22 protein-coding genes are annotated in these 24,037 nt (G+C 64.4%); 12 read left to right on the plus strand and 10 right to left on the minus strand.

Annotated features, from left to right (window positions below; all coding sequences use genetic code 11):
* Nucleotides 1–21 precede the first annotated feature (21 nt).
* Nucleotides 22–1,035, minus strand: coding sequence for an A/G-specific adenine glycosylase (gene mutY, locus EKN06_RS05040; protein ID WP_240654603.1), 1,014 nt, complete (start codon nt 1,033–1,035; stop codon nt 22–24).
* Between the two features lie 57 nt (nt 1,036–1,092).
* Here mutY and EKN06_RS05045 point away from each other — a divergent pair, with 57 nt between their 5' ends.
* The 6 genes from EKN06_RS05045 to EKN06_RS05070 all read left to right on the plus strand — a co-directional run bounded on the left by EKN06_RS05045 (nt 1,093) and on the right by EKN06_RS05070 (nt 8,699).
* The gene (locus EKN06_RS05045; protein ID WP_240654604.1) at nt 1,093–1,650 is read left to right on the plus strand and encodes a DUF721 domain-containing protein; all 558 of its coding nucleotides are present in this window, start codon (nt 1,093–1,095) and stop codon (nt 1,648–1,650) included.
* Between the two features lie 98 nt (nt 1,651–1,748).
* Nucleotides 1,749–2,348 carry a thioredoxin domain-containing protein gene (locus EKN06_RS05050; RefSeq protein ID WP_205693807.1) on the plus strand — a complete coding sequence of 200 codons (600 nt, stop codon included), beginning with the start codon at nt 1,749–1,751 and terminating at the stop codon, nt 2,346–2,348.
* Between the two features lie 113 nt (nt 2,349–2,461).
* On the plus strand, nt 2,462–3,226 hold the full coding sequence (locus EKN06_RS05055; protein WP_127611723.1) for a DsbA family protein: 765 nt from the start codon (nt 2,462–2,464) through the stop codon (nt 3,224–3,226).
* Nucleotides 3,227–3,269: 43 nt separating this feature from the next.
* The gene (locus EKN06_RS05060) at nt 3,270–6,695 is read left to right on the plus strand and encodes a chromosome segregation SMC family protein (RefSeq protein ID WP_127611724.1); all 3,426 of its coding nucleotides are present in this window, start codon (nt 3,270–3,272) and stop codon (nt 6,693–6,695) included.
* 10 nt (nt 6,696–6,705) lie between these two features.
* Nucleotides 6,706–7,170: a PH domain-containing protein gene (locus EKN06_RS05065; protein ID WP_127611725.1), complete on the plus strand. Its 465-nt coding sequence runs from the start codon at nt 6,706–6,708 to the stop codon at nt 7,168–7,170.
* 68 nt (nt 7,171–7,238) lie between these two features.
* Complete coding sequence (locus tag EKN06_RS05070) at nt 7,239–8,699, plus strand: PH domain-containing protein (RefSeq protein ID WP_240654631.1); 1,461 nt, start codon at nt 7,239–7,241, stop codon at nt 8,697–8,699.
* Here the strand turns inward: EKN06_RS05070 and soxR are convergent, their stop codons facing one another.
* Complete coding sequence (soxR, locus tag EKN06_RS05075; RefSeq protein WP_127611727.1) at nt 8,700–9,140, minus strand: redox-sensitive transcriptional activator SoxR; 441 nt, start codon at nt 9,138–9,140, stop codon at nt 8,700–8,702.
* A 140-nt stretch (nt 9,141–9,280) separates the two neighbouring features.
* Between soxR and EKN06_RS05080 the strand changes: the two genes are divergently transcribed.
* A complete protein-coding gene (locus EKN06_RS05080; RefSeq protein ID WP_127611728.1) occupies nt 9,281–9,658 on the plus strand; it encodes a VOC family protein in 378 nt (125 codons plus the stop codon).
* 26 nt (nt 9,659–9,684) lie between these two features.
* Here EKN06_RS05080 and EKN06_RS05085 read toward each other — a convergent pair whose 3' ends face one another.
* Nucleotides 9,685–10,293 carry an SOS response-associated peptidase gene (locus tag EKN06_RS05085; RefSeq protein WP_127611729.1) on the minus strand — a complete coding sequence of 203 codons (609 nt, stop codon included), beginning with the start codon at nt 10,291–10,293 and terminating at the stop codon, nt 9,685–9,687.
* A 6-nt stretch (nt 10,294–10,299) separates the two neighbouring features.
* Entirely contained in the window at nt 10,300–11,208 is a 909-nt protein-coding gene (gene ubiA, locus EKN06_RS05090) for a 4-hydroxybenzoate octaprenyltransferase (protein WP_127611730.1), read from the minus strand.
* 185 nt (nt 11,209–11,393) lie between these two features.
* Between ubiA and EKN06_RS05095 the strand changes: the two genes are divergently transcribed.
* Together EKN06_RS05095 and EKN06_RS05100 are read left to right on the plus strand one after the other, a co-directional pair.
* Complete coding sequence (locus tag EKN06_RS05095) at nt 11,394–12,158, plus strand: 16S rRNA (uracil(1498)-N(3))-methyltransferase (protein ID WP_127611731.1); 765 nt, start codon at nt 11,394–11,396, stop codon at nt 12,156–12,158.
* A 58-nt stretch (nt 12,159–12,216) separates the two neighbouring features.
* Complete coding sequence (locus EKN06_RS05100) at nt 12,217–13,590, plus strand: glutamate--cysteine ligase (protein ID WP_127611732.1); 1,374 nt, start codon at nt 12,217–12,219, stop codon at nt 13,588–13,590.
* A gap of 102 nt (nt 13,591–13,692) precedes the next feature.
* Here the strand turns inward: EKN06_RS05100 and EKN06_RS05105 are convergent, their stop codons facing one another.
* The 4 genes from EKN06_RS05105 to EKN06_RS05120 all read right to left on the minus strand — a co-directional run bounded on the left by EKN06_RS05105 (nt 13,693) and on the right by EKN06_RS05120 (nt 18,103).
* Nucleotides 13,693–15,045 carry an outer membrane protein assembly factor BamB family protein gene (locus tag EKN06_RS05105; RefSeq protein WP_127612007.1) on the minus strand — a complete coding sequence of 451 codons (1,353 nt, stop codon included), beginning with the start codon at nt 15,043–15,045 and terminating at the stop codon, nt 13,693–13,695.
* Between the two features lie 14 nt (nt 15,046–15,059).
* The gene (locus EKN06_RS05110) at nt 15,060–15,869 is read right to left on the minus strand and encodes a tetratricopeptide repeat protein (protein ID WP_164843935.1); all 810 of its coding nucleotides are present in this window, start codon (nt 15,867–15,869) and stop codon (nt 15,060–15,062) included.
* Between the two features lie 146 nt (nt 15,870–16,015).
* Complete coding sequence (locus tag EKN06_RS05115) at nt 16,016–17,164, minus strand: glycosyltransferase family protein (RefSeq protein ID WP_127611734.1); 1,149 nt, start codon at nt 17,162–17,164, stop codon at nt 16,016–16,018.
* A 12-nt stretch (nt 17,165–17,176) separates the two neighbouring features.
* Nucleotides 17,177–18,103, minus strand: coding sequence for an alpha/beta fold hydrolase (locus EKN06_RS05120; protein ID WP_127611735.1), 927 nt, complete (start codon nt 18,101–18,103; stop codon nt 17,177–17,179).
* Nucleotides 18,104–18,171: 68 nt separating this feature from the next.
* On the opposite strand from EKN06_RS05120, the gene EKN06_RS05125 reads away from it, so the two are divergent.
* Both EKN06_RS05125 and astD read left to right on the plus strand, forming a co-directional pair.
* Entirely contained in the window at nt 18,172–19,608 is a 1,437-nt protein-coding gene (locus tag EKN06_RS05125; protein ID WP_127611736.1) for a protein adenylyltransferase SelO family protein, read from the plus strand.
* A gap of 53 nt (nt 19,609–19,661) precedes the next feature.
* Entirely contained in the window at nt 19,662–21,065 is a 1,404-nt protein-coding gene (gene astD, locus EKN06_RS05130; RefSeq protein ID WP_127611737.1) for a succinylglutamate-semialdehyde dehydrogenase, read from the plus strand.
* An 86-nt stretch (nt 21,066–21,151) separates the two neighbouring features.
* Here the strand turns inward: astD and EKN06_RS05135 are convergent, their stop codons facing one another.
* Nucleotides 21,152–21,634 (minus strand): glycine zipper 2TM domain-containing protein, encoded by a 483-nt coding sequence (locus EKN06_RS05135; RefSeq protein WP_127611738.1) that lies wholly within the window; start codon nt 21,632–21,634, stop codon nt 21,152–21,154.
* A gap of 142 nt (nt 21,635–21,776) precedes the next feature.
* Between EKN06_RS05135 and rarD the strand changes: the two genes are divergently transcribed.
* Nucleotides 21,777–22,700, plus strand: a complete 924-nt coding sequence (gene rarD / locus EKN06_RS05140) for an EamA family transporter RarD (RefSeq protein WP_127611739.1) — start codon at nt 21,777–21,779, stop codon at nt 22,698–22,700.
* On the opposite strand, the gene EKN06_RS05145 is transcribed toward rarD, so the two are convergent.
* Complete coding sequence (locus tag EKN06_RS05145; RefSeq protein WP_127611740.1) at nt 22,697–24,025, minus strand: dihydroorotase; 1,329 nt, start codon at nt 24,023–24,025, stop codon at nt 22,697–22,699. The genes rarD and EKN06_RS05145 overlap by 4 nt on opposite strands.
* Nucleotides 24,026–24,037: the final 12 nt, after the last annotated feature.

Consider the following 24,037-nt stretch of genomic DNA (forward strand, 5'->3'; position numbering starts at 1 on the left):
CATCGTTCAACTCTCGTCAGCTTAAGCCAACGCGGTCTGCGCGGCACGAGCGAACAGCGTCGGCAGTCCCGCCTCGCCAATCTGCGAAATTGGCCACCACTCGCCTTCGGGTTCCGATCCCGCCAGCTCGGCGCGAAGTACCGACAACGTCAGCGTGAAATGGGTGAACCCGTGTGTAACCGCGCCCAGCGGATCGCCTTGCCTGACAGCAAACTCAGCCTTCCCGTTACCGTCGGCACGCGCGTTCCAGCCATCGTCGGGCAAAGCGCGCATCCCGCCCAGCATTCCCTTGCCCGGTCGCTGTACCAGCAAGACATGACTGTCTCGCTCAATCCAGAAGGCGGTGCCGGTCCGCGCAGGCCGCGCCTTTTTCGCGATCTTGCGCGGAAGATCGCCTGCGATACCCATCGCGCGCGCTTCGCAAACATCGCTCAACGGACACAACAGGCAGCGCGGTTCGCGCGAAGTGCAGATCGTTGCGCCCAGATCCATCATCGCCTGCGCAAAATCGCCTGCCCGGCGTTCGGGCGTAACGCGGTCCGCCGCTTCGCGAATGGCAGGCCGCGATGTCGGCAGCGGCTCGGTTATAGCGAACAGCCTCGAAATCACCCGCTCGACATTCGCATCGACAACGACAGCCCGACGATCGAACGCGATCGCAGCGATCGCGGCAGAGGTATAGGCGCCGACACCGGGCAACTCGCGCAGATCTTCCTCGCTATCGGGAAAGAGCCCACCCCTGTCGGCAACAACGCGAGCACATGCAATCAGGTTGCGCGCCCGCGCATAATAACCGAGGCCAGCCCATGCCGACAGCACGTCCGCCTCTTCCGCCGCCGCCAGTTCCGCCACCGTCGGCCAGCGTTCGGTAAACCGCGCGAAATAGTCCTTTACCGCCGCGACGGTCGTCTGTTGCAGCATCACTTCTGACAGCCACACGCGGTAGGGGTCGGGCGTTGCGCGGTTGTTCGGCGGCACGCGCCAAGGCAGCACACGGGCATGTTCATCGTACCAGGCAAGTAGCCTTTCCCTCACATCCGCTATCTTGCTACTGGCCACCACGCCTGCGCCTATGGCATGGCCGCCCGCACGATGGGAAGTGCAAGCGACAAGAAGCCGAAGCCGAACAAGGCGACGGCGAACAAGGGGCCAAAGCCCTATGAACGTCCGCGCGGTGGCGAGGCGAAGGCGATCGCCGACCTGATGCCGCAAGTGGGCCGCACGGCTTTCCGCCGTTTCGGCTTCGTGCAATCGAGCGTCGTGACCCGTTGGCCCGAGATCGTCGGCCCGCACCATGCGAAGGTTTCCGCCCCCGAATCGATCCGCTTTCCGCATGGCGAAAAATCGGATGGCACGCTCCACCTCGTCGTCTTGCCCGCTCATGCCCCGTTGATTCAGCATGTGATCCCCGAGATCATAGAGCGGGTGAACCGATTTTTCGGATATAGTGCGGTGGCGAAGGTCAAGATGCGGCAAGGGCAGGTTCAGCCGTCCCATGCTGAAGAACCTGCCAAATCGCCGCCCTCGCTGAAACCGATCCCGATGGAACTGGGCGATTCGCTGCGCGATATCGGCGATCCGGAACTGCGCACCGTGCTGGAATCGCTCGCACGGTCGCTTGGAAAAAACAACGGGGAGCGGAAACGATGAATGCCATGCGTCGATTGAAAGCGATTGTGACCATGCTTTGCGCTGGCCTCGCCCTTAGCAGCATTGGCCTAACCGCCCCCTTGGCGGCCAAAAGCGTGATGACGGTGACGCAGCCGGAACCGGGCGTTCATGTGATGGGCAATCCCGGCGCGAAAGTGAAACTGACCGAATACGTCAGCTACACCTGCCCCCACTGCGCGCATTTCGAGGAAGAGGCAGGCGATCCGCTCCGGCTGTTCTATGTCGCGTCGGGCAAAACCGAACTGGAGGTCCGCCACCTGGTGCGCGACTCGTTCGATCTGGTGGCCGCGATGCTGGCGAATTGCGGACCCATCGCGCGCTTCGATCGCAACCACGCGATGTTCATGAAGGAACAGACGGTGTGGCTGGGCAAGCTGATGAAGACGACACCGGCGCAGAAGAACCGGTATGGCGCCGGCACACAGGTCGCGCGCCGTATGGCGATCGCCAAGGATGCGGGCTTCTATCCGATGATGCAGCGCCGAGGATACGACGTGACGACGGTCGACCGATGCCTTGCCGATGACAAGATGGCTGAAATGTTGGCGAACAAGACGGCGTCCTACATCCGCGACAAGGGCGTCGCTTCGACGCCAGCCTTTGCCATCGACGGGGTTCTTTTGGCGGGCACGAATTCGTGGGACAGCCTCAAATTCCAGCTCGACCTGCGGCTTTGATCCACGGCGCATCGGCGACATTTCGCCGCGCCTGTGTAAAAGATTAGCCGCGCTCTCCCCGCCGACCGTCCCGCTGCGCTAGCTTCCCCTCTTACAGGAGTGAACCCGATCCCATGACCCGTACCGCATTTCGCACCGCACTTGCCCTTTTTGCCGCGCCGCTGACGCTGACCCTTGCCGCCTGCGATGGTGGCAAGGATGCTACCGTGCAGGGCAGCGGTCCGCAGGGCGAGCCGGTGGCAGCGGTCGCCGCACCCGCCGGGACGCAGTGGTCGGAAGTTGTAACCAAGACCGAAGCCGACGGATATCTGATGGGCAACCCCGATGCGCCGATCAAGCTGGTCGAATTCGCATCGCTGACATGTCCGCACTGTGCCGAATTCTATAAAACGGCGGAGCGTGATCTGGTCGAAAAATACGTCAATACCGGCCGGGTCAGCTTCGAATTCCGCAATTTCGTGCGTGACCCGATCGACATCACCGGGGCTATCCTGACGCGCTGCTCCGCGCCTGAGAGCTTCTTTGCGCTGACCGGTCAGGTTTTCGAGAACCAGACGGCCTTGTTCGAAAACCTTCGCGCCACGGGTGAGGAAAGCTATAACGCGGCAATCAGCCTGCCGGTCGATCAGCGGTTCACCGAAATCGCGAACCTGACCGGCATGACCGAGTTTTTCGCTGCGCGCGGGATCAGCCGCGATCAGGCCGTATCGTGCCTCAAGTCCGCGGACGCAGCGCAAAAGCTGGCTGACGGCACCCAGAAAGCCAGCACCGAATTCGAGATCACCGGAACGCCCACGTTCCTTATAAACAATTCAAAGCTAGATGGATTGGCCTGGCCGCAGGTCGAAGCCGCGCTGCAACAGGCCGGCGCCCGGTAATGTCGGCGGGGCTCGGCTCTGCGACAAGCTCCGGGAGGGGCTGATGCGGTTCCGGCGGCTGCGCCTTTCGGGCTTCAAAAGCTTCGTCGAGCCGGCCGACCTGTTGATCGAACCGGGGCTGACCGGCGTTGTCGGCCCCAATGGTTGCGGCAAGTCCAACCTGCTTGAAGCGATCCGCTGGGTCATGGGCGAATCGAGCGCCAAGTCCATGCGCGGCGCGGGGATGGAGGACGTGATCTTCGCGGGCACCGCCACCCGCCCTGCCCGCAGTTTCGCCGAAGTCGTCCTGTCCACCGAAACCGATGCCGGACAGGAAATGGAAGTCACTCGCCGCATCGAGCGCGGCGCGGGATCGGCCTATCGCCTGAACGGCCGTGACGTGCGGGCCAAGGATGTTTCGCTGGTTTTCGCCGACGCGGCTACGGGCGCGCACAGCCCCGCGCTGGTGTCGCAGGGCCGCATCGCCGCCGTCATCGCGGCCAAGCCGACCGAACGGCGACAGATGCTGGAAGAAGCGGCAGGCATCGCTGGCCTGCATGTCAGGCGCAAGGATGCGGAACAGAAGCTGCGCGCCACAGAAACCAATCTGGCGCGGCTTGACGATCTTTTGTCGCAACTCGACACGCGGATCGGGGCACTGCGGCGGCAGGCGCGCGCAGCCGAAAAGTACAAGGAATTGTCCACCCGCATCCGCACGGCCGAAGCGCGGGTGCTTTTTGCCCGCTGGCGCGAAGCGGCCGCTGCCGCCAATGCCGCCCGCGCGCAAGCAAAGATGGCCGAGGCCGCTGTCGCCGAAACGCAGGCCCGGACCGATGCGGCACAGGCTGAACAACGCGCTGCGGCAGAGGCATTGGCAAAGACGCGCGAAGAAATGGCCGACCGCCGCGACGATCTGGGCGCGCAGGCGAACATGCTCGCCGTGCTGACCGGGAAGCTGGAGGCGGCAGAGGAAAAACTCGCCGATCTGGACCGTCAGCGCGCCCGTCTCGATGCCGACGAAGGCGACGCCAATCGGACCACCCGCGACGCCGCCGACGCGCTTTCCCGGCTCGAACGCGACGTCAAGGACGCGGTACGGTCGCTGGCAGAGGATGAGGCGCGCCGCCCCACGTTGGCCGCGCGGCAGGACGACGCCGAACGCGCGCAGCGTGCAGGCGAACTGGCGCTGGCACAGGCGACGGCAGAGCTGGCCCGGGTCGAAGCGGACTGGCGCGTGGCCGAAGCCGCCGTCGGACAGGCGCGTGGGAATCTTTCTCGTCTGGAACAGGAATTGGCCAGTCGCGAGGCGCAGGGCAATGCACTGGGCGACCAGCGCGAACTCGAACTGGCGCTGACCGCCGCGCAAGCCCGCTGCGAAAAGACCGCCGCCGCACTCGTCGCCGCACGCAACACGCTGGAGTCGGCGCGCACAGCACGCGAAACCGTGTCGGCTCGCCGTGACGAGGCATCGAGCGCGCTGTCCGCCGCCAAGGCTGAACTTGCCGGGGTGGAGCGCGAACACGATGCGTTGGACCGCGACAGGCGCGCGCGGGAAAAGGCCGATAAAGGCAGCCAGACCCGCACTCGCGCCATCGATGCGGTGAAGGCCGAACCTGGTTACGAGCGCGCGCTCGCCGCCGTGCTGGGCCGTGACGCCGTCGCGCCGTTGGGTTCACCCACAGAAGGGCAGGACGGACGCTTCTGGACAGGGGCCGACGCGCCCGCGCCGGTTGCCGACAGCATCACCGCCCATGTACGCGACGCACCTGTCGAGCTCGCCGCGCGGCTGGCCATGGTCCGCGTCGTCGATGCCGACGATGGACAGTTGCTCGCCCCCGGAGAATGGCTCGTTACCCGCGCCGGTGCGCTGCGTCGGTGGGACGGTTTCGTGGCACGCGGCGAAGGGGCGGCAGAAGCGGCACGGCTGGAGGCAGCGAACCGGTTGGAGGCGCTGACCGAACAGCTGCCCGCGCTGCGCGAAGTCGTCGGCGCGGCTGAAAACGAAGTCGGCACTGCCAACTCCGCGCTGTCGGATGCGACCGACGCCCGCATTGCCGCCGAACGCGCGGTCAATACGGCATCCGAAGAGGAACGCACCGCACTTCGCGCCCGAGACCAGGCCGAAGCCGCGGTCGAACGGCTGGCGCGCGCGCGTGAAGAGCTCGCCGAGCGTCTGGAAGAATTGCACGATCGGCTCGCCATCGCTCAGCAGGACGTGATGCAGGCCGAGAGCCAGCGGCGCGCCCTGCCCGATCCGTCCGCCCAGCGGACCGCGCTCGAAACCGCCCGCTTACGCAACGACACCGCCCGCACCGCGCTGCAATCGGCGATGGCAGAACTTGCCGCGCTGGATCAGGGGCTCGCCGTGGGGCGCGAACGAGCCAAGGCGTTGCAGGCCGACATGAAGGGCTGGGAAGGTCGCGCTGGCGATGCGGCCAAGCGGCTGGCCGACATGACCCGCCGGCGCGAGGAAATCGACGAAGCCCGCATGATCACCGCCGCCCGGCCGGAAGCGCTGATGCGCGAGATCGAGTTGGCCGGAACCTCGCGCGACAGGCTGGCGGGCGAACTGGCCGAGGCGGAGGCCGCGCACAATGCCGCGCAAGTTGCGGGCAAAGCGGCTGACACCGCCTTTGCCGCCGCGAACGAGGCGCTCGCCACCGCCCGCGAATCGCGCGCAGGATTGGCCGCCCGCGCAGAGAGTGAGGAAGCGCGCCGCAGCGAATTGGCGCGTTCGTCAGGCGACAGGTTCCATTGTCCGCCTCCCCTGCTGCCTGAACGGTTGGCATTCGAAGCCGAAACCGTCGCCAGCGCGGAAGCCGAAAGCGCCGAAATGGAACAGGCAATCGCCCAACGCGAACGGCTTGGGCCGGTCAATCTGGTAGCGTCCGACGAATTGGCCGAGGCGGAAGAGCAGCATGGCACCTCGCTCACCGAACAGCTTGAGCTGGCCGAAGCTGTCAATCGTCTGCGCGGTTCGATCGGGAGCCTCAATCGCGAGGGGCGCGAACGTCTGCGTACTGCCTTCGAATCGGTCGACACCCATTTCCAGAGCCTGTTCACCACCCTGTTCGGCGGTGGTCAGGCGCATCTTGCGCTGATCGACAGCGACGATCCGTTGGAGGCGGGGCTGGAAATCTATGCCCAGCCGCCGGGCAAGAAGCTGCAGTCGCTCACGCTGCTTTCGGGCGGGGAACAGGCGCTGACGGCCGTGGCCCTGATCTTTGCGCTGTTCCTCACCAATCCCGCGCCGATCTGCGTACTCGACGAAGTGGACGCCCCGCTCGACGATGCCAATATCGAACGATTCTGCGATCTGCTCGACGCGATGTGCCAGCAGACCGACACCCGATATTTGATCGTTACGCACAACGCCGTGACGATGAGCCGCATGCACCGCCTGTTCGGCGTGACCATGGTCGAACAGGGCGTCAGCCGCCTCGTCAGCGTCGACCTTGGCGCGGCAGAGGAAATGCTGGCGGCAGAGTGACCGAGAACGAATGACCGACGATGACCTGAGCCGGCTGGACCGGCGCCACGCGACCGTGCTGCAGATCGAAACCGCGATCGGCATCGCGCCACTCATCGTCGGGGCGATCGTGGCCGAACTCGTCCTTGGCTGGCCGACCGGCATCGTGATCGGCCCCATCGCGGTGGTGGCACTGGCCCTGATCCTGAGCCTGCCGATGCGGCGCTATCGGCGCAAGGGATATGCCACGACGGGCGACCGGCTGCGCTATGTGCAGGGCTGGATCCGCCATTCGGATACCGTCGTGCCGTTCGGGCGGGTTCAGCACATCGACGTGAAGCAGGGGCTCATCGAACGCTGGTTCGGCCTGGCGACGCTGGTCGTCCACACGGCGGGAATGCACAATGCCTCGGTCGCGGTGCCCGGACTTTCGCGCCAGACGGCGGTCGACATACGCGAGGCGATTTCCGCCCGCATCCGCCGCGAAACGATGTGATAACCCTTCCGCCCCGCCCGACAGCGATCGACGATCCGGAAGCTTTTCGCCGCACCGATTCGTTGAGCATGCTGGTCGGCACGATAACCCAGTTGCGCCGCGCGATCCTGCCCGTGGTCGCATTGTCGTTCGGTGCGTCGACGCGCGATGTTGGGACCGGCATCGTCCTAGCCGCCGCGTTGCTGGCCATATTCGTGCTGCCCCCGCTGGGCGCGTTCCTGCAATGGCATTTCACCCGCTATCGGACCGGCGCAGAGGATATCCGGATCGAGCGCGGCGTCCTGTCGCGCGAAGCCCGTTCTATCCCTTATGAACGGATTCAGGACGTGAGCATGAGCGAGACGCTGTTTTCGCGCCTGTTCGGTCTGGTCGAAGTCCGGTTTGAAACCGGATCGGGCGGCAAGGACGACCTGACCTTGTCCTACGTGACACGGCCCGAAGGCCAGCGCCTGCGCGATCTGGTGAGAGAGCGGCGCGACGACGTGCCCACAGGTGCTTGTTCGGGCGCGCAGGAAAGTGAAAGCGACAGCGAGGGCGTGCCCATCTTCACGATGGCCCTGCCGCGGGTGCTCCTGTCCGGTGTCTTCAGCTTCAGCCTCGTCATCTTCGCGGTTCTGTTCGCGATCGTCGACCAGTTCGATTTCCTCATGCCCTTCGACATCTGGGATAAGGATGTCTGGGAACAGCTTGCTTCAGAACAGGGCGCCCGCATCCAGTCGCTGGGCCGACTTGCGCAGTTCTGGGGCGCGCTCGTGGCGGTGATCATGCTCGTCCTCGTCGGCATCGCCAGCGGCGTGGCCAAGACGCTGCTGCGCGACTATGGCTTTCGGCTTGATCGCACGGCCAAGGGATTTCGCAGGCGGCGTGGATTGTTGAGCCGCACCGACGTCGTGATGCCCGCCCACCGGGTACAGGCCATCGCGACCGAAACTGGCGTGATCCGGCGCCTGTTCGGCTGGCATTCGCTGTCATTCGTCTCGCTTGCCAGTGACGGGGCAAAGGCTTCGCACGAAGTCGCCCCTTTTGCCAAATTGAACGAAATAGCCCGCATCGCCGCCGAGGCTGGGATACCCCTGCCCGCAGATGGTATTGCATGGCATCGGACCAGCCCGCGCTTCTGGATCGATCGTGCGGCATTCTGGCTGCTTGCCGGAACCGTGGCGGCGATCGTCGCAACATGGTTGGGGCAACCGCTGTCCGCCGTTGCAATCGTGTGCGTCGGACTGATCCTCGCCGGTCTTTCGTTACCGGGATACTTGCAGCACCGTCACGCGACCGAAGGTGGGCGCATCCAAGGGCGTGCGGGATTGCTGGCCCCGCATGTCATGATCGCGCCTCAAGTGCGGCTGCAATCTGCTGAACTGCGGCAAGGGCCGATCGCGCGCCTGCGCGGATATGCGGCGCTGCACTTCGGGTTACCCGGCGGACGGCTCAGCTTTCGCGGGCTGCCGACGGACGAAGCGCTGGCCTTGCGCGCAGCGGTTCTCGCCCGGATCGATGCGGTCGACTATTCCGACCTTCCGCGCTGATCAGCCCAGCACGAAACGAGGTCCGCTCCCGCTCTCACCGGCTTCGTCGTTGGGATTGTAGAGGCGGCAGTTCTTCAGCGACAGGCAACCGCAGCCGATGCATCCGTCCAACTTGGCCCGCGTGCGTTCAAGCAGTGCGATCTTAGCGTCCAACTGGCTGCGGATCGACCGGCTGACCTTTTCCCAGTCGTGCTTGGTTGGCGTCCGCCCCTGCGGCAGGCGGGCCAGTTCGGTTTCGATCTCGGCCAGCCCCAGCCCCAATTTCTGCGCAATCAGGATGAAGCTGATGCGCCGGATGTCAGACCGCAGGAACCGGCGCTGATTGCCTCCGCTTCGCAGCGATTCAATCAGTCCCTTTTGTTCGTAGAACCGGATCGCGGACACCGAGACACCGGTACGTTCGGAAAGAGTTCCGATGGAAATCAACTGATTGCCGTTCATCTGCACGCCTTGCAACTGTACCGCCCAAATTGCTTGACCTCAAGTTAGCTTGAGGTTGTAGGATAGGGCAAGTGGTGATTCGGACGCTGGCGCGTCTGGATTGGCCACATCTTTGGAACCGCCCGCAACAGGAGCACGCAATGACCGGCATAGCCCGCATTGAACACGTCAACATCTCCACTTCGGACGCGCCGCGCATGGCGCAACTGCTCGAACGGCTGTGCGGCTGGCAACGCCGGTGGGAGGGGCCTTCGCTGAACGGTGGGCACACGATCCACTTCGGCACGAAGGACCAATACATCGCGCTCTATACGCCGAAGGATGGCATCGCTGCGGGCTTCGACAAGGGATTGCCCCTCAATCACATCGGGATCGAGGTGGACGACATCGCCATGGCCGAAGCCACCATCGTCGCGGCTGGTCTGGAACCGTTCAACCACGGCGATTACGCGCCCGGTAGGCGCTTCTACTTCTTCGACTGGGACGGCATCGAGTGGGAGGTCGTGAGCTATGGCTGAGCCGGCAACCATCCCGCCCGCAATGGTCAGGCCCGGCTGGCAGACCAGGCTTCGCCGGTATGTTGCACGCGCAGTCCGTGCGGCCAGGGCTGGCACAGCGACAGAGCTTCGTCACGATCACTGGTTTCCACCCAGCGCCGCCGGTCCGCTGGCGTGAGGATCACCGGCATCCTGTCGTGCAAGTCGCCGATATCGACGCAGGCCTCTGTCATCACCATCGCATAGCATGGTCCGAATTCGGCACTATTGCGCCACAGCCCGGCCACCGCGAAGACCGGCTGGTCGGGCACCGACAGCCAGCTTCGCGTCTTTGCACCCTGCGGTCCCGCCGCCTCGGCAAAGGCTTCGACCGGGATCAGGCAGCGACCGTGTTCGAACGAATGCCGCCAGAACGGCGATTCAAGCTTGTCGGCGCGGGCATTGTTGACCGGCTTGGGTTTGAGCGGCTGCCCCTTTGCGCCCTTCAGCACGAGCGGAAAGCCCCATGTCATGCCGGACAGCTTGCCCCCGGCGGCCACCCAGCCGGGATAGCCGGGAAACACCTCTCCGCCCGCGTTGCTTGCAACCTGCGCCTCCACCCCGAACAGGCGGGCAACCTCGTCAGCCGCTTTCGTCATGCGGTAAAGGTTGCACATGGCCGGTCAGGATCCCGCGTTGCCGACGACAAAACAGGCCAGCGCCACCAGCAATCCGGTCGTGCGGTTGGCGCGAAATCGGGCCAACGCATTGTCGCCGTCGTTGGGAACGAGCGTTGCGACCTGCCAAGCAAGATGGCCCGCAGCCGGGATCAGCGCGAGGAGCGCGACCCAGTCGCCGCGCAAAAGCCAGAACGCCACGGCCCATCCAGTTATGGCCAGCCCATAGAACGTCGCCACGCCCGCCTTGACATGTCCGCCCAGTGCCAGCGCGCTGGACCGCACTCCTACCAGCGCGTCGTCCTCCCGGTCTTGCAGCGCGTAAATCGTGTCGTAGCCGATGACCCAGCAGATCGCCCCTGCATAAAGCGCCGCCAGCACGGCCCAATCGGGTCGCCCGACCTCGACCCAGCCGACAAGCGCGCCCCAACTGAACACCATGCCCAGCCATGCCTGAGGCCACCAGGTGATGCGTTTCATCAGCGGATAGCAGGCAACCGGCAACAAGCTGGCCAAGGCGACGACCTGTGCTTGCCAGCGCAATTGCAGCAGCACGGCAAGGCCGATCAGGCACAGCAGCAGCAGCCAGCCCCACGCAGCCTTTAGCGAAACAACGCCGCTGGCCAGCGGGCGGGCGGCAGTGCGGGCCACTTGCCTATCGAGATCGCGGTCGAGAATGTCGTTATAAACGCAGCCAGCGCCGCGCATCGTGATGGAGCCGACCAGCAGCCACAGTACCAACCCCCACCGATCCGCACCGCCCGCAAGCCACACACCCCAGACGCAGGGCCAGAACAGCAGCCACCAGCCGATCGGCCGGTCAAGGCGGGCGAGCAAAGCAAAATGGCGCAAGCGGTCGGGCAGCCGGGCGACAAGCCCGCGATGTTCGCTGTCGGGAACGATGGCGTGGGTCATGGCCCCGATCTAACCATTCGGGCGACGATAGGCCAGCCGTTCAAAGGCCGTCACTGGCGGCGCGAAGCCGAAACGATTATGGGGCGATTTATGATTATCGCCGCAGCTGAACTATGGCAGGGGCCAGCCTGCATCGCTCCGAAAAACCTTAGGGCACGCGCCACCCGAATGGCGCGTGCCGTCTGATGCCCGCTACCCCCGCATGGCCCCCGCGCAGTGCACCGCGGCTGTTCGTGTCGCCCCCCTTGGCGCAGGGCGAACAACGCGTGCTGGAAGGGCCGCAGGCACATTACCTGTCGCGCGTCATGCGCATGGCACCGGGCGACGCCGTGATCCTGTGCGACGATGCCACTGGCGAATGGGCAGCGCGCGTCGTTACCGCGGGCAAGCGCGAGGTCGTGCTGGATGTCGCCGAACGCCTGCGCCCGCGTGAGGACGTGCCCGATTTCACGCTGTGCCCCGCGCTGTTGAAGAAACCGCGTTTCGACCAGGTGCTGGAAAAAGCGACCGAGCTTGGCGTCGCGCGTATTCGTCCCGTCATCACGCACCGTTGCGTCGCTGATTCGCTGAATTTGGAACGTGCGCGCACGGTTCTGAGCGAAGCAGCCGAACAATGCGCGAGGACCGCGTTGCCCGAACTGTTCGAGCCAGTCACCCTGCCGCGATTGTTGCGCGACTGGCCCAAGGATGCGGTGTTGTGGTTTGCCGACGAACAGGGCGATGCGCCGTCCGCCGCAGCCGCCTTTGCCGAGCGTCACCTGTCGGCCGGCATGCTGATCGGTCCCGAAGGTGGGTTCGACGACGGTGAGCGCGCGGAAGTTCGCGAATTCGTTCAGGCGCGCCCGGTCTCGCTCGGCCCGCGCATCCTGCGCGCGGAAACCGCGGCGATTGCCGCCACCGCCGTCTGGATGGCCGCGATGGGTGACTGGACGGCTGCCGATGACCGCTAAAATATGCGGTCCCAAAATTCGCTAGCGTCGGCGATCCGACCGGCCTAACGCGCGGCACATGAGCACGCGTACACAGTCGTCGAAAAGCGACCCCGTAATCGAAAGCCGCGACCAGCTCGTGGCCCCGATGGTCAAGGGCGAAAAGCCCGTCAGGCAATGGCGTATCGGCACCGAACATGAAAAGTTCGTCTACGCCAAAAGCGACTACCACGCACCCAGCTACGACGAGCCTGGCGGCATCCGCGACATCCTGATGGCGATGACCGAATACGGTTGGCAGCCGGTGGAGGAAAACGGGAACGTCATCGCCATGTCGGGGCCGGACGGCACGGTCAGCCTCGAACCTGCGGGACAGCTGGAATTGTCCGGCGCGCCACTGGTCAACCTGCACCAGACTTGCGCCGAAACCGGCCGCCATCTCACGCAGGTAAAGGCCATCGGCGAGAAATTCGGCATCGGCTTCATGGGTGCGGGCATGTGGCCCGACAAGACACGCCAAGAACTGCCGATGATGCCCAAGGGCCGCTATGGCATCATGAGCCGGTACATGCCCACGGTTGGCAACCTTGGCCTCGACATGATGCTGCGCACCTGCACGATCCAGGTGAACCTCGATTATTCGAGCGAGCCGGACATGGTGCAAAAGTTCCGCGTCGGCCTCGCGCTCCAGCCGCTGGCCACCGCGCTGTTCGCCAATTCGCCATTTACCGAGGGCAAGCCGAACGGCTTTCTTTCGTATCGCAGCCATATCTGGTCGGATACCGACCCCGACCGGACAGGCATGTTGCCCTTCGTTTTCGAAGAAGGTTTCGGATACGAACGATACATCGAATACATGCTCGACGTACCGATGTACTTCGTGTTCCGCGACGGGAAATACATCGATGCCGCGGGCCAGTCGTTCCGTGACTTCATGAAGGGCCAACTGCCCGCGCTACCCGGTGAACTTCCGCTCGAAAGCGACTGGATCGACCATTTGTCGACCGCCTTTCCGGAAGTCAGACTGAAAAGCTTCCTCGAAATGCGCGGCGCCGATGGCGGGCCGTGGAACCGCATTTGCGCCCTTCCCGCATTCTGGGTAGGCCTGCTCTATGATCAGACTGCGCTCGACGCGGCGTGGGACCTGGTCAAGGACTGGGACATGGCCGGGCGCGAAACCCTGCGCGAAATGGTGCCGGAACTGGGCCTGAGGGCGCCAACCCCGGGCGGCGGAACGTTGCAGGACATCGCGGGCGAAGTGCTGAAGATCGCGCGATCGGGACTGGCCGCGCGTGCACAGCTCAATTCCATCGGTGACGACGAAACCGGTTTCCTCGCCCCATTGCAGGAAATAGTGGCCGCCGGGAAAACGCCGGCCGAAGTCTGCCTCGACCATTATTACGGCGACTGGAACAAAGACGTCCGCAACATGTACGCGGTGAAAAGCTTCTGACGAATACGGGGCGAAAGGCGCGTTTCGCCTTCCGCCCCGCGATAGCACTTTTGGCTATGGTGACGAGGCGGAGCTGATCGCCCCGCCCCGCCGACTTATCGCTTACCTCCAGGCCGTGATCCGGCCCGAATCGTCCAGCACGTACAGGGTATTGTTGGCCACGACCGGCGCAAGGCTGACCGCTTTGCCAAGATCGGTAAACGGCGTCGCCGTCCCGCTGGCCGCATCGACCGCATAGACGTCGCCATTCGTGTTCGTCAGCCACAGCCGATCACCCGCCAGAACAGGTCCGGACCAGAACAGTTCGCCCTTTTCGTCTTCCACGTCGCGATACTTGGGCAGTTCCGCTATCCACCGGATACGGCCCGAACTGCGCGCGATGGCCAGAACTTGCGAATCGTCGGTCAGCACGAAGATCCACTCTCCCCCCACCGCGGGCGTCGAGATGCCGGCGATGTTGAGTTCCCAGATGCGCTGACCGGTGACCAGTTCATAAGCTGCCATGCGGCCGCCCTGACCCAGCGCATAGACCGCGCCGCCGTCGATGATCGGGTCGGCGTCGACATCGGTCAGCGTACCGACAGAGGTCGAAATGCTGGTCCGCGCAAGCGCGTCGGCCCAAAGGTTCCGGCCGTTCTCGTAACGATATGCGATAAGTTCGCCCGAACTGAACCCGGCAATGACCGTGCCTTGCGCCGCTGCCGGGGCCGCGACACCGAACACGCCCGACTGCCCCTGAGAGCCTGCCTCGGTCCACTGAGTGGCGCCATTGGCGATGTCGAGCGACACGACCTTGTTGTCCTGCGTCATCACGTAAAGCGCGCCAAACGCGATGGTGGGCGATCCGCGCAAGGGTCCGGGAAGCTGGACTTGCCACAGTTCCGCACCGGTTGCCGCGTCCACTGCCGCGACAAGGCCGGTGCCGGTGGTGACGTACAGCTTGCCGTCGGCAAAGCTGGCGCCGCCGCCGAAGACCGAGCTGGCGCCGTCCCCCTTGATCCTTAACGAACGTTCCCAGACGCGCGCGCCATTCTGTTCGGCGAAGGCGTGCACTACGCCCGCAGTATCGAAGGCATAGACGCGGCCCCCACCGATGACAGGCGCTGCGGCCAGCCGCTGCTTGTCGCTCGATCCCGCAATCGATGCCGTCCATGCGCGTACCGGGGTTGCCGCGAGCGACAGGTGGCCATAACTTTTCGAAGCCGCGCCGCCGGCCTGAGCCCATTCGGCATTGACCTGCTGCGCCGGCAGAATGACGGGCACCGCGGCCAAGGCCGGATCGATCTCCACCCCGGTCGCCACCTTGGAAAGGATGGGCACGCGATCGCCAAGCGTCGGCGTCTTTTCGGGGCCGTCGCCCTTCAGCGCGCCGCAGCCCGACAGCATGGCTGCCAATGCGGCGGCCGCAACTGCCGTGCGCAGGATGCCCCCGCGCGAAACCCGGTCATGCTTCATCTGGATCATGCTCCTTATTGCCCGGTCGGTTGCACAGCTTGCTGCTGTGCGGACTGCCGGGCAGCGCTGTTGCGCTCTATCTGTTCCATTAATTCCTCGACGTCGTCGATGGCGTCGGTACCCAGCAACCCGGCGATCTGCCGCGCCCGTGCGCGCAGAGCCTCTGGTGCTTTTTCGTCGCGCGAGATTTCCGCGAACAAGGGACCGGCAAGGTCCGTTTTACCTTGTTCGATATAGGCCATGCCGACCATCTCGCCGGCGCTGGCGAAAAATGCCTTGCCCGGAACGGCCAGCGGCTTGAGCTTGGCAATCACGTCGGCGGACTTCATGGTGTCGTATTGCAAGGACACGAGCCGGACGGTCGCAAGGTCGCGCATGGGTTGCGGCGCATCGGCATCGGCGGCGATGGCGGCGTAAAGCTTCGCCGCCTTGTCCGCTTCGCCCTTGCCCTGCGCGATCCCCGCCTGCAGCAATTGCGCGGGAACGCGCGTCCCGGCAAACTCGCTCGACGCGAGCGGCGCGATCTTGGTCAGCGCGGCGTCGGGCTGGTTCGCTTCAAGCCGGTCTACGGCAAGCGTCAGTTCGACGGCATCAGCCTCCGCCCTGGCGTGTTGCTGCGACTGCCAGAACAGGTACCCACCCAGCCCGGCAATGCCCAGCACGACCGCAATGGCCAGCGGGATGCCGAAACGGCGGGCCGCGGTCGCCATCTGGTCCTGGCGGACGGCTTCGTCCACCTCGCGCAAAAAGACGTCCTGCCGCGCTTCGTCCTGCACGGCTTTCTTGTCAGCGGGGGTGATCGAATTATCGGGGCGAAGCGCCAAGGAGCGGCCTTTCCGGCAAAGAAGGTTCGTAAACGCGTGCGGTTTAGGGGCGGAAAAGCACCTTTTCAACGGCAAAGCCCGCAGTACGGGAAAGACATCCCCCGCCATCAAGCAAATCGCGCGTTAACCGTGGCTGAAAGCGCGGCTCAGCGATCCTCCAGCGAAGCAAGGCCCAACATCCCAGAAAGCGCGGCAAGACAGGGCGCAGGGTCGGCATGCGCAGCGGCGAACTCCGCATTGACAGCGCCCGCCGCGGAGCGGCGCACTTCGTCGGTCGCCAACTGTTCGACCCGTTCCACAATAAGACCCAGAGAGGATGCATCGACCCGCAGATCGGCATTTTGTGGTGGCAATAGTTCCGCAAGGCCCGCAGGCCCCGGCGCGATCACCGGCACGCCCGCCGCCATCAGCGCGGGCATGTCGGGCGGCACGCGCCCATTGCGCCCATCCAGCACGGCCAGGTCGAACAGACCCGCGACGGGCGCCGGTCCGTGCAGGCGCGCCGTGACGTGCAGGCGCGCGAGATGGCCCACGCGATCCAGTACGGTGCGAAGTTCGGCCGCCTGACCCTCTGTGCCGAACACGACGAGATGCCATGCGTCGTCGAGCGAGGTCAGGATCGAGACGACCTCGTCAGACAGCGCCAGCGCATCGGTGGCGCGCATGGCGATCCACTTTTCGCCTGCACGCTTCATCAGTCGGGGAATGGCGTCGGGCTTGGGCTTTTTGGGTGCAGGCGGGAATATCGGCGGCAGGATCCGAACATGCGATGGCGGAACCTGCCAATCGGCGGTCACCGATTTCGCCGCGGCCACCGTTGGCACGATCACCAGCGGCGTGCGCGCCATTCCCAGTTTGTGCCGGAAACGGGCCCACCACCCTTTTGGCACTTCGTCGACGCCATCGTGAAAATGAGCGAGCGGCGGAGCTTTCACCGCCTGACCAAACAGTGTGTGCGCCATCGTCGCGGGCAAGGCCTGATCGCCGTGCACGATGACAAGATCGTAACCGCGCATCACCCGCGCCATCCGGTTCATCGGCCCCGGCCCCGCACGCGGCGTGATCGTCGGAAACTGCGGCCGGTGCAGTTGCAGCAATGAAGCTGTCGCATCGTCGGCGTGAGTGGCGTGGTTTTCGACGTTCGCGGGCATCGCGCGCACGAGCGTTCCCGTCCACGGCGATTGCGCAAGATCGATCCCGACATGCAGGGCCTTGCGCCTGCGAAGGACCTTGATCGCCTTCCGGGAGGTCGGCTTTTTCGGGGTCGCCAGTTTAGGTTTCTGCTTTTCGGCCATTGCGGCGACGATCTAGCGGTCTGCGCGCGCGCTGGGAAGCCGTTCGTCGAACAGGCGATCGATCGCCGCCAGCGCGTCCGCTTCGGCCAAGGTCGGAAGGTGGCCCACTCGGCCGATGCTGACCAGTTCGACATCGGCAAAGCGATCGACCATATCGCGCGCCGTGCGGCCCGAAAGAATATCGGAATTTTCGCCGCGCACGACAAGCACCGGCTTGCCGGCAAGCGCGTCGAACCCGTCCCAGAATTCGATCTTAGCCGCTTCGGCCATCTTGTCCTGTCCGCGTCCGCTGGCAAAGGCATCACCGATGCGCATGTCGTAATCGTACGTGATGCGCCCGTTGCCGCCCAGTTCCATGGCGCGCTTCGCCTCTGCCAACCAATCGGACAAGCCCCAGTCTGGGTAAACTCCCTTGCGCGTGTCCTGCATCGCGCGGGCGGCGTGCATCCACGTTGGATAGCTGCGCTGAAGCCCGACATATTCGGCGATCCGTTCCAGCCCGCGCAATTCAACCACCGGGCCGATATCGTTCAGCACCACGCCCGCGATCCGCTGCGGTTCCATCATGGCCAGCACCATCGTCACCAGTCCGCCCAGCGAACTTCCGACAAGCACCGCCTGCTCCATCCCTGCGGCGGGAAAGAGGCGCTGCACGTCCTGCGCATATTGCAGCGGAATATAAGTGCCGCTGTCCTTGGCATATTCGCTGTCGCCCCGCCCGCGCAGGTCCACCGTGACCACACGGCGGCGCATCGCGAGATGCATGGCCAGATCGTGGAAGTCGCGAACGTTGCACGTCAGACCGGGAACGCAAAGCGCCGGAATCTCGTCACTGCCTTCGGGACCGGCATAGTCGCGATAATGCAGTTGGAGACCGTCGTCGGTCTGCCAATGGCGGTCGCGCCAGCCGCTTGCCGCGGCGGCCTGTTGGTCGATCATGCTCGTGCTACCCCATAGACGCGCCCCCGCGACTTGCACCCGGAGCTTCACGCCCCCACTATCGCGGGATGAACGGTGAACCGCAACCTTCGACCTATCGTCCTGACACGCAAATCGCGCGAATCGCCGACTGGATCGCCGATCCGGTGCGCGCCGCCGATTTTCCGGACACCAAGCTGCGTTTTCGCAACGATCGTTGGGATGGCGCGGTCGGGCTCGATTCTGTGTCCGACGAAGATTGGTTGCGGCATTTCGGGCGCTTCGAACCGCTGCCCGACAACCTGCGAAAACCGCTCGCGCTGCGCTATCACGGGCACCAGTTTCGCAACTACAACCCCGACATCGGCGACGGGCGCGGGTTTTTGTTCGCACAATTGCGCGACGGGGCGGACCGCTTGCTCGACCTTGGCACCAAGGGATCGGGGCAGACGCCATATAGCCGTTTCGGCGACGGACGGCTCACGCTAAAGGGCGCGGTGCGCGAAGTGCTCGCGACCGAAATGCTGGAAGCGCTGGGCGTGCATACGTCCAAGACATTCTCGGTGATCGAGACGGGAGAGGCGCTGGATCGCAACGACGAACCTTCGCCCACCCGGTCCGCCGTGATGGTGCGGCTGAGCCATGGGCATATCCGCATCGGCAGCTTTCAGCGTCTTGCCGCGCTGGGAGAGGAAGATCACCTTGCGGCTCTGGTCGATTACGCGCTGCGAAACTATCCGGGCCCGCCCCCGCCCGACAATGCGCCGGGCCGCGACCTGCCGCCGGCGCAATTGCTGCATCTGGTCGTCGAACGGCTGGCCGATCTGGCCGCTTCGTACGTCGCCGCCGGGTTCGTCCACGGCGTGCTCAATACCGACAACATGAACGTGTCGGGCGAAAGCTTCGATTACGGGCCATGGCGCTGGCTGCCGCGTTGGGATGCGGGTTTCACCGCCGCCTATTTCGACCATTCGGGGCTCTATGCCTTTGGCCGGCAGGCAGAAGCGATCCACTGGAACTGCGCGCAACTGGCCATCGCCCTGCGCCCGATCTGCGAAGCGCCGCCGCTGGTTGCCGCGCTCGAACGCTTTCAAGAACTGTTCACGCACCATCTTGCGCGGCGGTTTGCGTGGCGACTCGGAGTTGCCGATGCGGGCGCGGAACAGGCGACCGAACTGGTCACGACCGGCGAATCTGCGATGGTCGCAACCGGGATGCAGCCCGATGCCTTTTTCCATGCGGCGCGCACGGGGCGGCTGGCCAAGGGCGAAGATACTGCCGCATTCCGGGCCGCACTGGGCGAAAGCCATCCACAAGGCGATGGTCACCCCTATTGGCACGACGAAGAGCCGCAATCGATGCTGATCGAAGAGGTCGAAGCGATATGGTCGCATATCGACCACGACGACGATTGGGGACCGCTTTACGACAAAGTTGCGGCGTTGCGGCGGATGGGCGACGCGCATGGCCCCGCCCCTGTCCAGGCTGGTCAGGCAAAGGTTTCAATTGCAACCGGTGTCGCCTAAATAACGCGAAAGCGAAAGGCGGCTCCGCGCCGCATGCAGAGGATTACCACGGCATGACCGACACACTCGTCTCTCACGAACCGGCAACTGGTGAAATCTTGTGGAGCGGTTCGCACGGCGATGTCGATGCTGCTCTTCGCCATGCACGCGCCGCCTTTCCGGCATGGGCGGCCCGCCCGCTGGCCGAACGTGTCGGCATACTGGAACGCTTTGCCGAATTAGTGAAGCAGGACGCCGATGATTTCGCCGAACTCATCGCACGGGAAACCGGAAAACCGTTGTGGGAAGCAAAGACCGAAGTAGCCACGGTCGCCGCGAAGGTCGCAATCTCGGTCCGCGCTCACGAAGAACGCACCGGCGAACGGGTCGATGCCGCACCGGGCGGGCGCTTTGCCCTGCGCCACAAGCCGCACGGCGTCATGGCCGTGCTGGGCCCTTATAACTTTCCGGCGCACCTGCCGAACGGGCACATGATCCCGGCGCTGATCGCGGGCAATGTCTGCCTGTTCAAACCGTCGGAAAAGACGCCTGCCGTAGGCGAACGGCTGGTGCAGTATTATCACCGGGCCGGCGTGCCTGACGATGTCGTGCAGCTGGTTATCGGCACCGCGGCAGAGGGGCGCGCGCTGACGTCCGACCCGCGTATCGACGGCGTGTTGTTCACCGGGTCTTCGACCACGGGCGTCGCCATCGGCAAGGCTTTGGCAGAGCGGCCGGGCACGATCTGCGCGCTGGAAATGGGCGGCAACAATCCGCTGATCGTGTGGGATACGGACCGTTTGGCGGACGCGGCTGCGATCGTCGTGCAATCGGCCTATACCACGGCCGGACAGCGCTGCACCGCGGCGCGGCGGTTGATCGTCAGGGATGATTTGGCCGACGCGTTGCTTGACGAGCTGCTGCCGCTGATCGACCGGATTCGCGTCGGCGCGCCGTTCGACGATCCGCAACCTTACATGGGCCCTGTCATCGACAACGACGCGGCCGACGGGCTTGAACGCGGATACGCGCAATTGTTGGAAATGGGTGCGAAAGTGCTGCGTCCGCTGCAACGGCCATCGGCGGACAAGCCGTTCCTGACGCCCGCGCTGGTCGATGTGACCGGGATCGACGGCCTGCCCGATCGCGAACTGTTCGGCCCTGTCCTGCAACTGCGCCGTGTCGCCGATTTCGATGCCGCCATCGCTGCGGCCAACGACACCGCATATGGCCTGTCGGCATCGCTGGTCGGCGGGACGGAGGGTGATTGGCAGCGGTTCTGGTTCGAAAGCCGCGCCGGGATCGTCAATCGCAATCGCCCCACCAACGGCGCTTCGTCGGCCGCACCGTTCGGGGGCACGGGCATGTCGGGCAACCATCGCCCGGGCGCGTATTATGCCGCCGACTACTGTGCCTATCCGGTCGCATCTGCCGAAGGGGACGAGCCGGAGGCCAGCATCGCGATTGGCCTGAACTGATGGAGGCCTGAACTGATAGCGGCCTAAAACGAAGCGCGCCGCGCCGGGAAACCCCGACGCGGCGCCTTCATATCATCGTGCCGATATCAGCGGCAGCGCGAACCGCCGCGGTCGATTTCCCGACCCAGCAAAGCGCCGCCCGCTGCACCAAGGATGGCGCCCAGCGTGCGATCGCGAGCCACTTCGTTACCGATCATGCCGCCGACCGCACCGCCGATAAGCAGGCCGGTCGTGCCGTTGTCCCGCTTGCAGTAATAACGACCGTCATCGCCGCGCCACACGCGAGTGTCGCGATTCACCCGATCGCCGCGATAGCTGTCGCGGGTATTGTACCGGCGCGATTCATAACGATCACGCGATTCGTAGCGGCCATACCGATCGTCATAACGACCGTAACGATCGTGCTCACGGTACCGGTCGCGATCGCGACTGTGCGACACGCTTTCATGCTCATAAGCGGCCGCGACAGGGGCGTCATAATGGGCGGCCTGAGCAACGGGAGCGCCAAGCGCGAGAGCGGGAACAGCGGCAGCCAGCAAGCCGGTACGGAACAGGAGGGAACGGGACATTGGGAAAACTCCGAAAATCTTGTCTTGATCGCCGTTCATAGTTACGCCGCTCAATCTGAACGCCAGAGTAATGGACATCACTATTTCGTCGCCCTCGATGCACGCTCTATCGGTTGGCTTCGCAACTGCCTAAGGCGCGCGCATGACATCGGTTGCAGAAAAGAAAAGCCACGGCCTGCCTTATGCGCTGGGTGCCTATGCCCTTTGGGGCACAATGCCGCTCTACCTGGTGATGCTGAACGGGGTGGATCCCTTTCGACTGGTCGCATGGCGGATCGTCTGGACGATACCGGTCTGCCTCATGGCGCTGGCCGCGATCGGCGGTTTCGCAAAATTGCACGCGGCTTTCGCCAATCGTCGGGCGCTGGCATTGTTGCTGCTAAGTTCCCTGCTCATAACGCTGAACTGGATCGTATATGTAGTCGCCGTTCAGGCCGGGCATTTCTATGCCGCCAGCCTTGGCTATTATATCAACCCGCTGGTCAATGTCCTGCTCGGCACGATATTTCTACGCGAACGGCTGTCGCGCCTGCAGTGGCTGGCCGTGGCGATTGCCGCATCCGGGATCGCGGTACTCGCGATCGAGGCGCGGGAAATGCTGGTCATCAGCCTGACCCTCGCGCTCAGCTTTGGATTCTATGGCCTGTTGCGCAAACGGGTCGCGGTCGACGCTCTGCCGGGCTTGACGGTCGAAGTTCTGCTGTTGACGATCCCCGCTATCGTGGCGCTGATGTTCGTGCCGCAGGGCGTACGCGATTTCGGTGACGGATGGTCGCTTTCGTTCCTGCTTGTCGGCGCGGGTCTGATGACCGGGGTGCCGTTGCTGTTATTCGCGGTGGCCGCGCGCCGGATGACATATTCGGCGTTGGGCTTCGTGCAGTTTCTCGCGCCCACGATGGTGTTCTTGCAGGGCCTTTTCCTGTTCGGGGAAAACCTGAAGCCCGTGCAGGCTATCTGCTTCGTCCTGATTTGGACGGCGATCGCGATCTTCTGCGCCGATATGCTGATGCGGATGCGCCGTAACGCCCAACCGCAATTCCATCAGCAACCCCAACCGCAGGATTAAAGCGCGCCGGCGAAGCGCAGCGGTTCGCCCACCGCCGCATCGCCAAGCTGCCCGTCCCACATCGCGACATGGCCGCGCACGATCGTGCCGACGACGCGACCCTTCAGGTCCATGCCGGTAAACGGCGACCAGCCGCAACGCGATGCGAGCCATTCATCGGTAATCGTGAAACTGCCCTTGCGATCGACGATGGTGAAATCGGCGTCGTAGCCAGCGGCGATGCGCCCCTTGCCGACAAGCCCGAAAATCCGCTGCACGCCCGAGCTGGTCATGTCTATCAGCCGGTCCAGCGTCATGCGCCCTTCGGCCACGTGGTTCAGCATCAGCGGCAACAGCGTCTGGACGCCCGGCATCCCGCTCGGGCTATCGGGATAGGGCTTCGCCTTTTCCTCCAGCGTGTGGGGCGCATGGTCCGATCCGATGACGTCGGGCACACCTTGCTGCAACCAATGCCACAGCCCTTCGACGTGTGCCTTGCTGCGGATCGGCGGGTTCATCTGCGCATGGCTGCCAAGCCGCGGATAAGCGTCTTCGGCCGCAAGCGTCAGGTGCTGCGGCGTGACTTCGCACGATGCGATATCGCGGTGGCGGCTGATGACTTCAAGCTCGGCGGGCGTCGTCACGTGCAGGATGTGGATCGGGCGCTTTGCCTCTCGCGCCAGCCGCAAGATCCGCCGCGTCGCCATCATTGCCGATTCGTCGTCGCGCCAGACCGGATGGCTGGACGGATCGCCCGCTACGCGCAAGTCCTTGCGGGCGTTCATCCGTGCCTCGTCCTCGGCATGGATGGCGACCCTGCGCCGACCGCTGGCCAGCACGCGGGCAAGGTTTTCGTCCTCTGCCACCAGCAGGCTGCCGGTCGAAGCGCCCATGAAAATCTTGACCCCCGCCGTGCCGGGGATCCGTTCAAGTTCGGCAAGATGGGGCGCGTTCTCCGCCGTCGCACCGACGTAGAAGGCGTGGTCGCACCACATCCTGTGACGCGCGCGCGCCAGTTTGTCGTGAACCCGTTCGGCGGTATCGGTATTTGGATTGGTGTTCGGCATTTCGAAAACCGCAGTGACCCCGCCCAGCACCGCTGCCCGGCTACCGGTTTCAAGGTCTTCCTTGTGCTCCAGCCCCGGTTCGCGAAAATGGACCTGGCTGTCGATGACACCGGGCATAACGTCTAACCCGGTACAATCGACCTTGCGAACGCCCGGATAATTCCCAATTCCAATGATGCGGCCGTTAGCGATGGCGACATCGGCATTCACCCGACCCGAAGGGGTGTGGACGGTGCCACCGGTCAGGACCCACTCGGGGCTTTCGTGCGTTTTGATCATGTTGCCCGCTCT

The organism is Croceicoccus ponticola (assembly GCF_004004515.1).
Classification (GTDB): domain Bacteria; phylum Pseudomonadota; class Alphaproteobacteria; order Sphingomonadales; family Sphingomonadaceae; genus Croceicoccus; species Croceicoccus ponticola.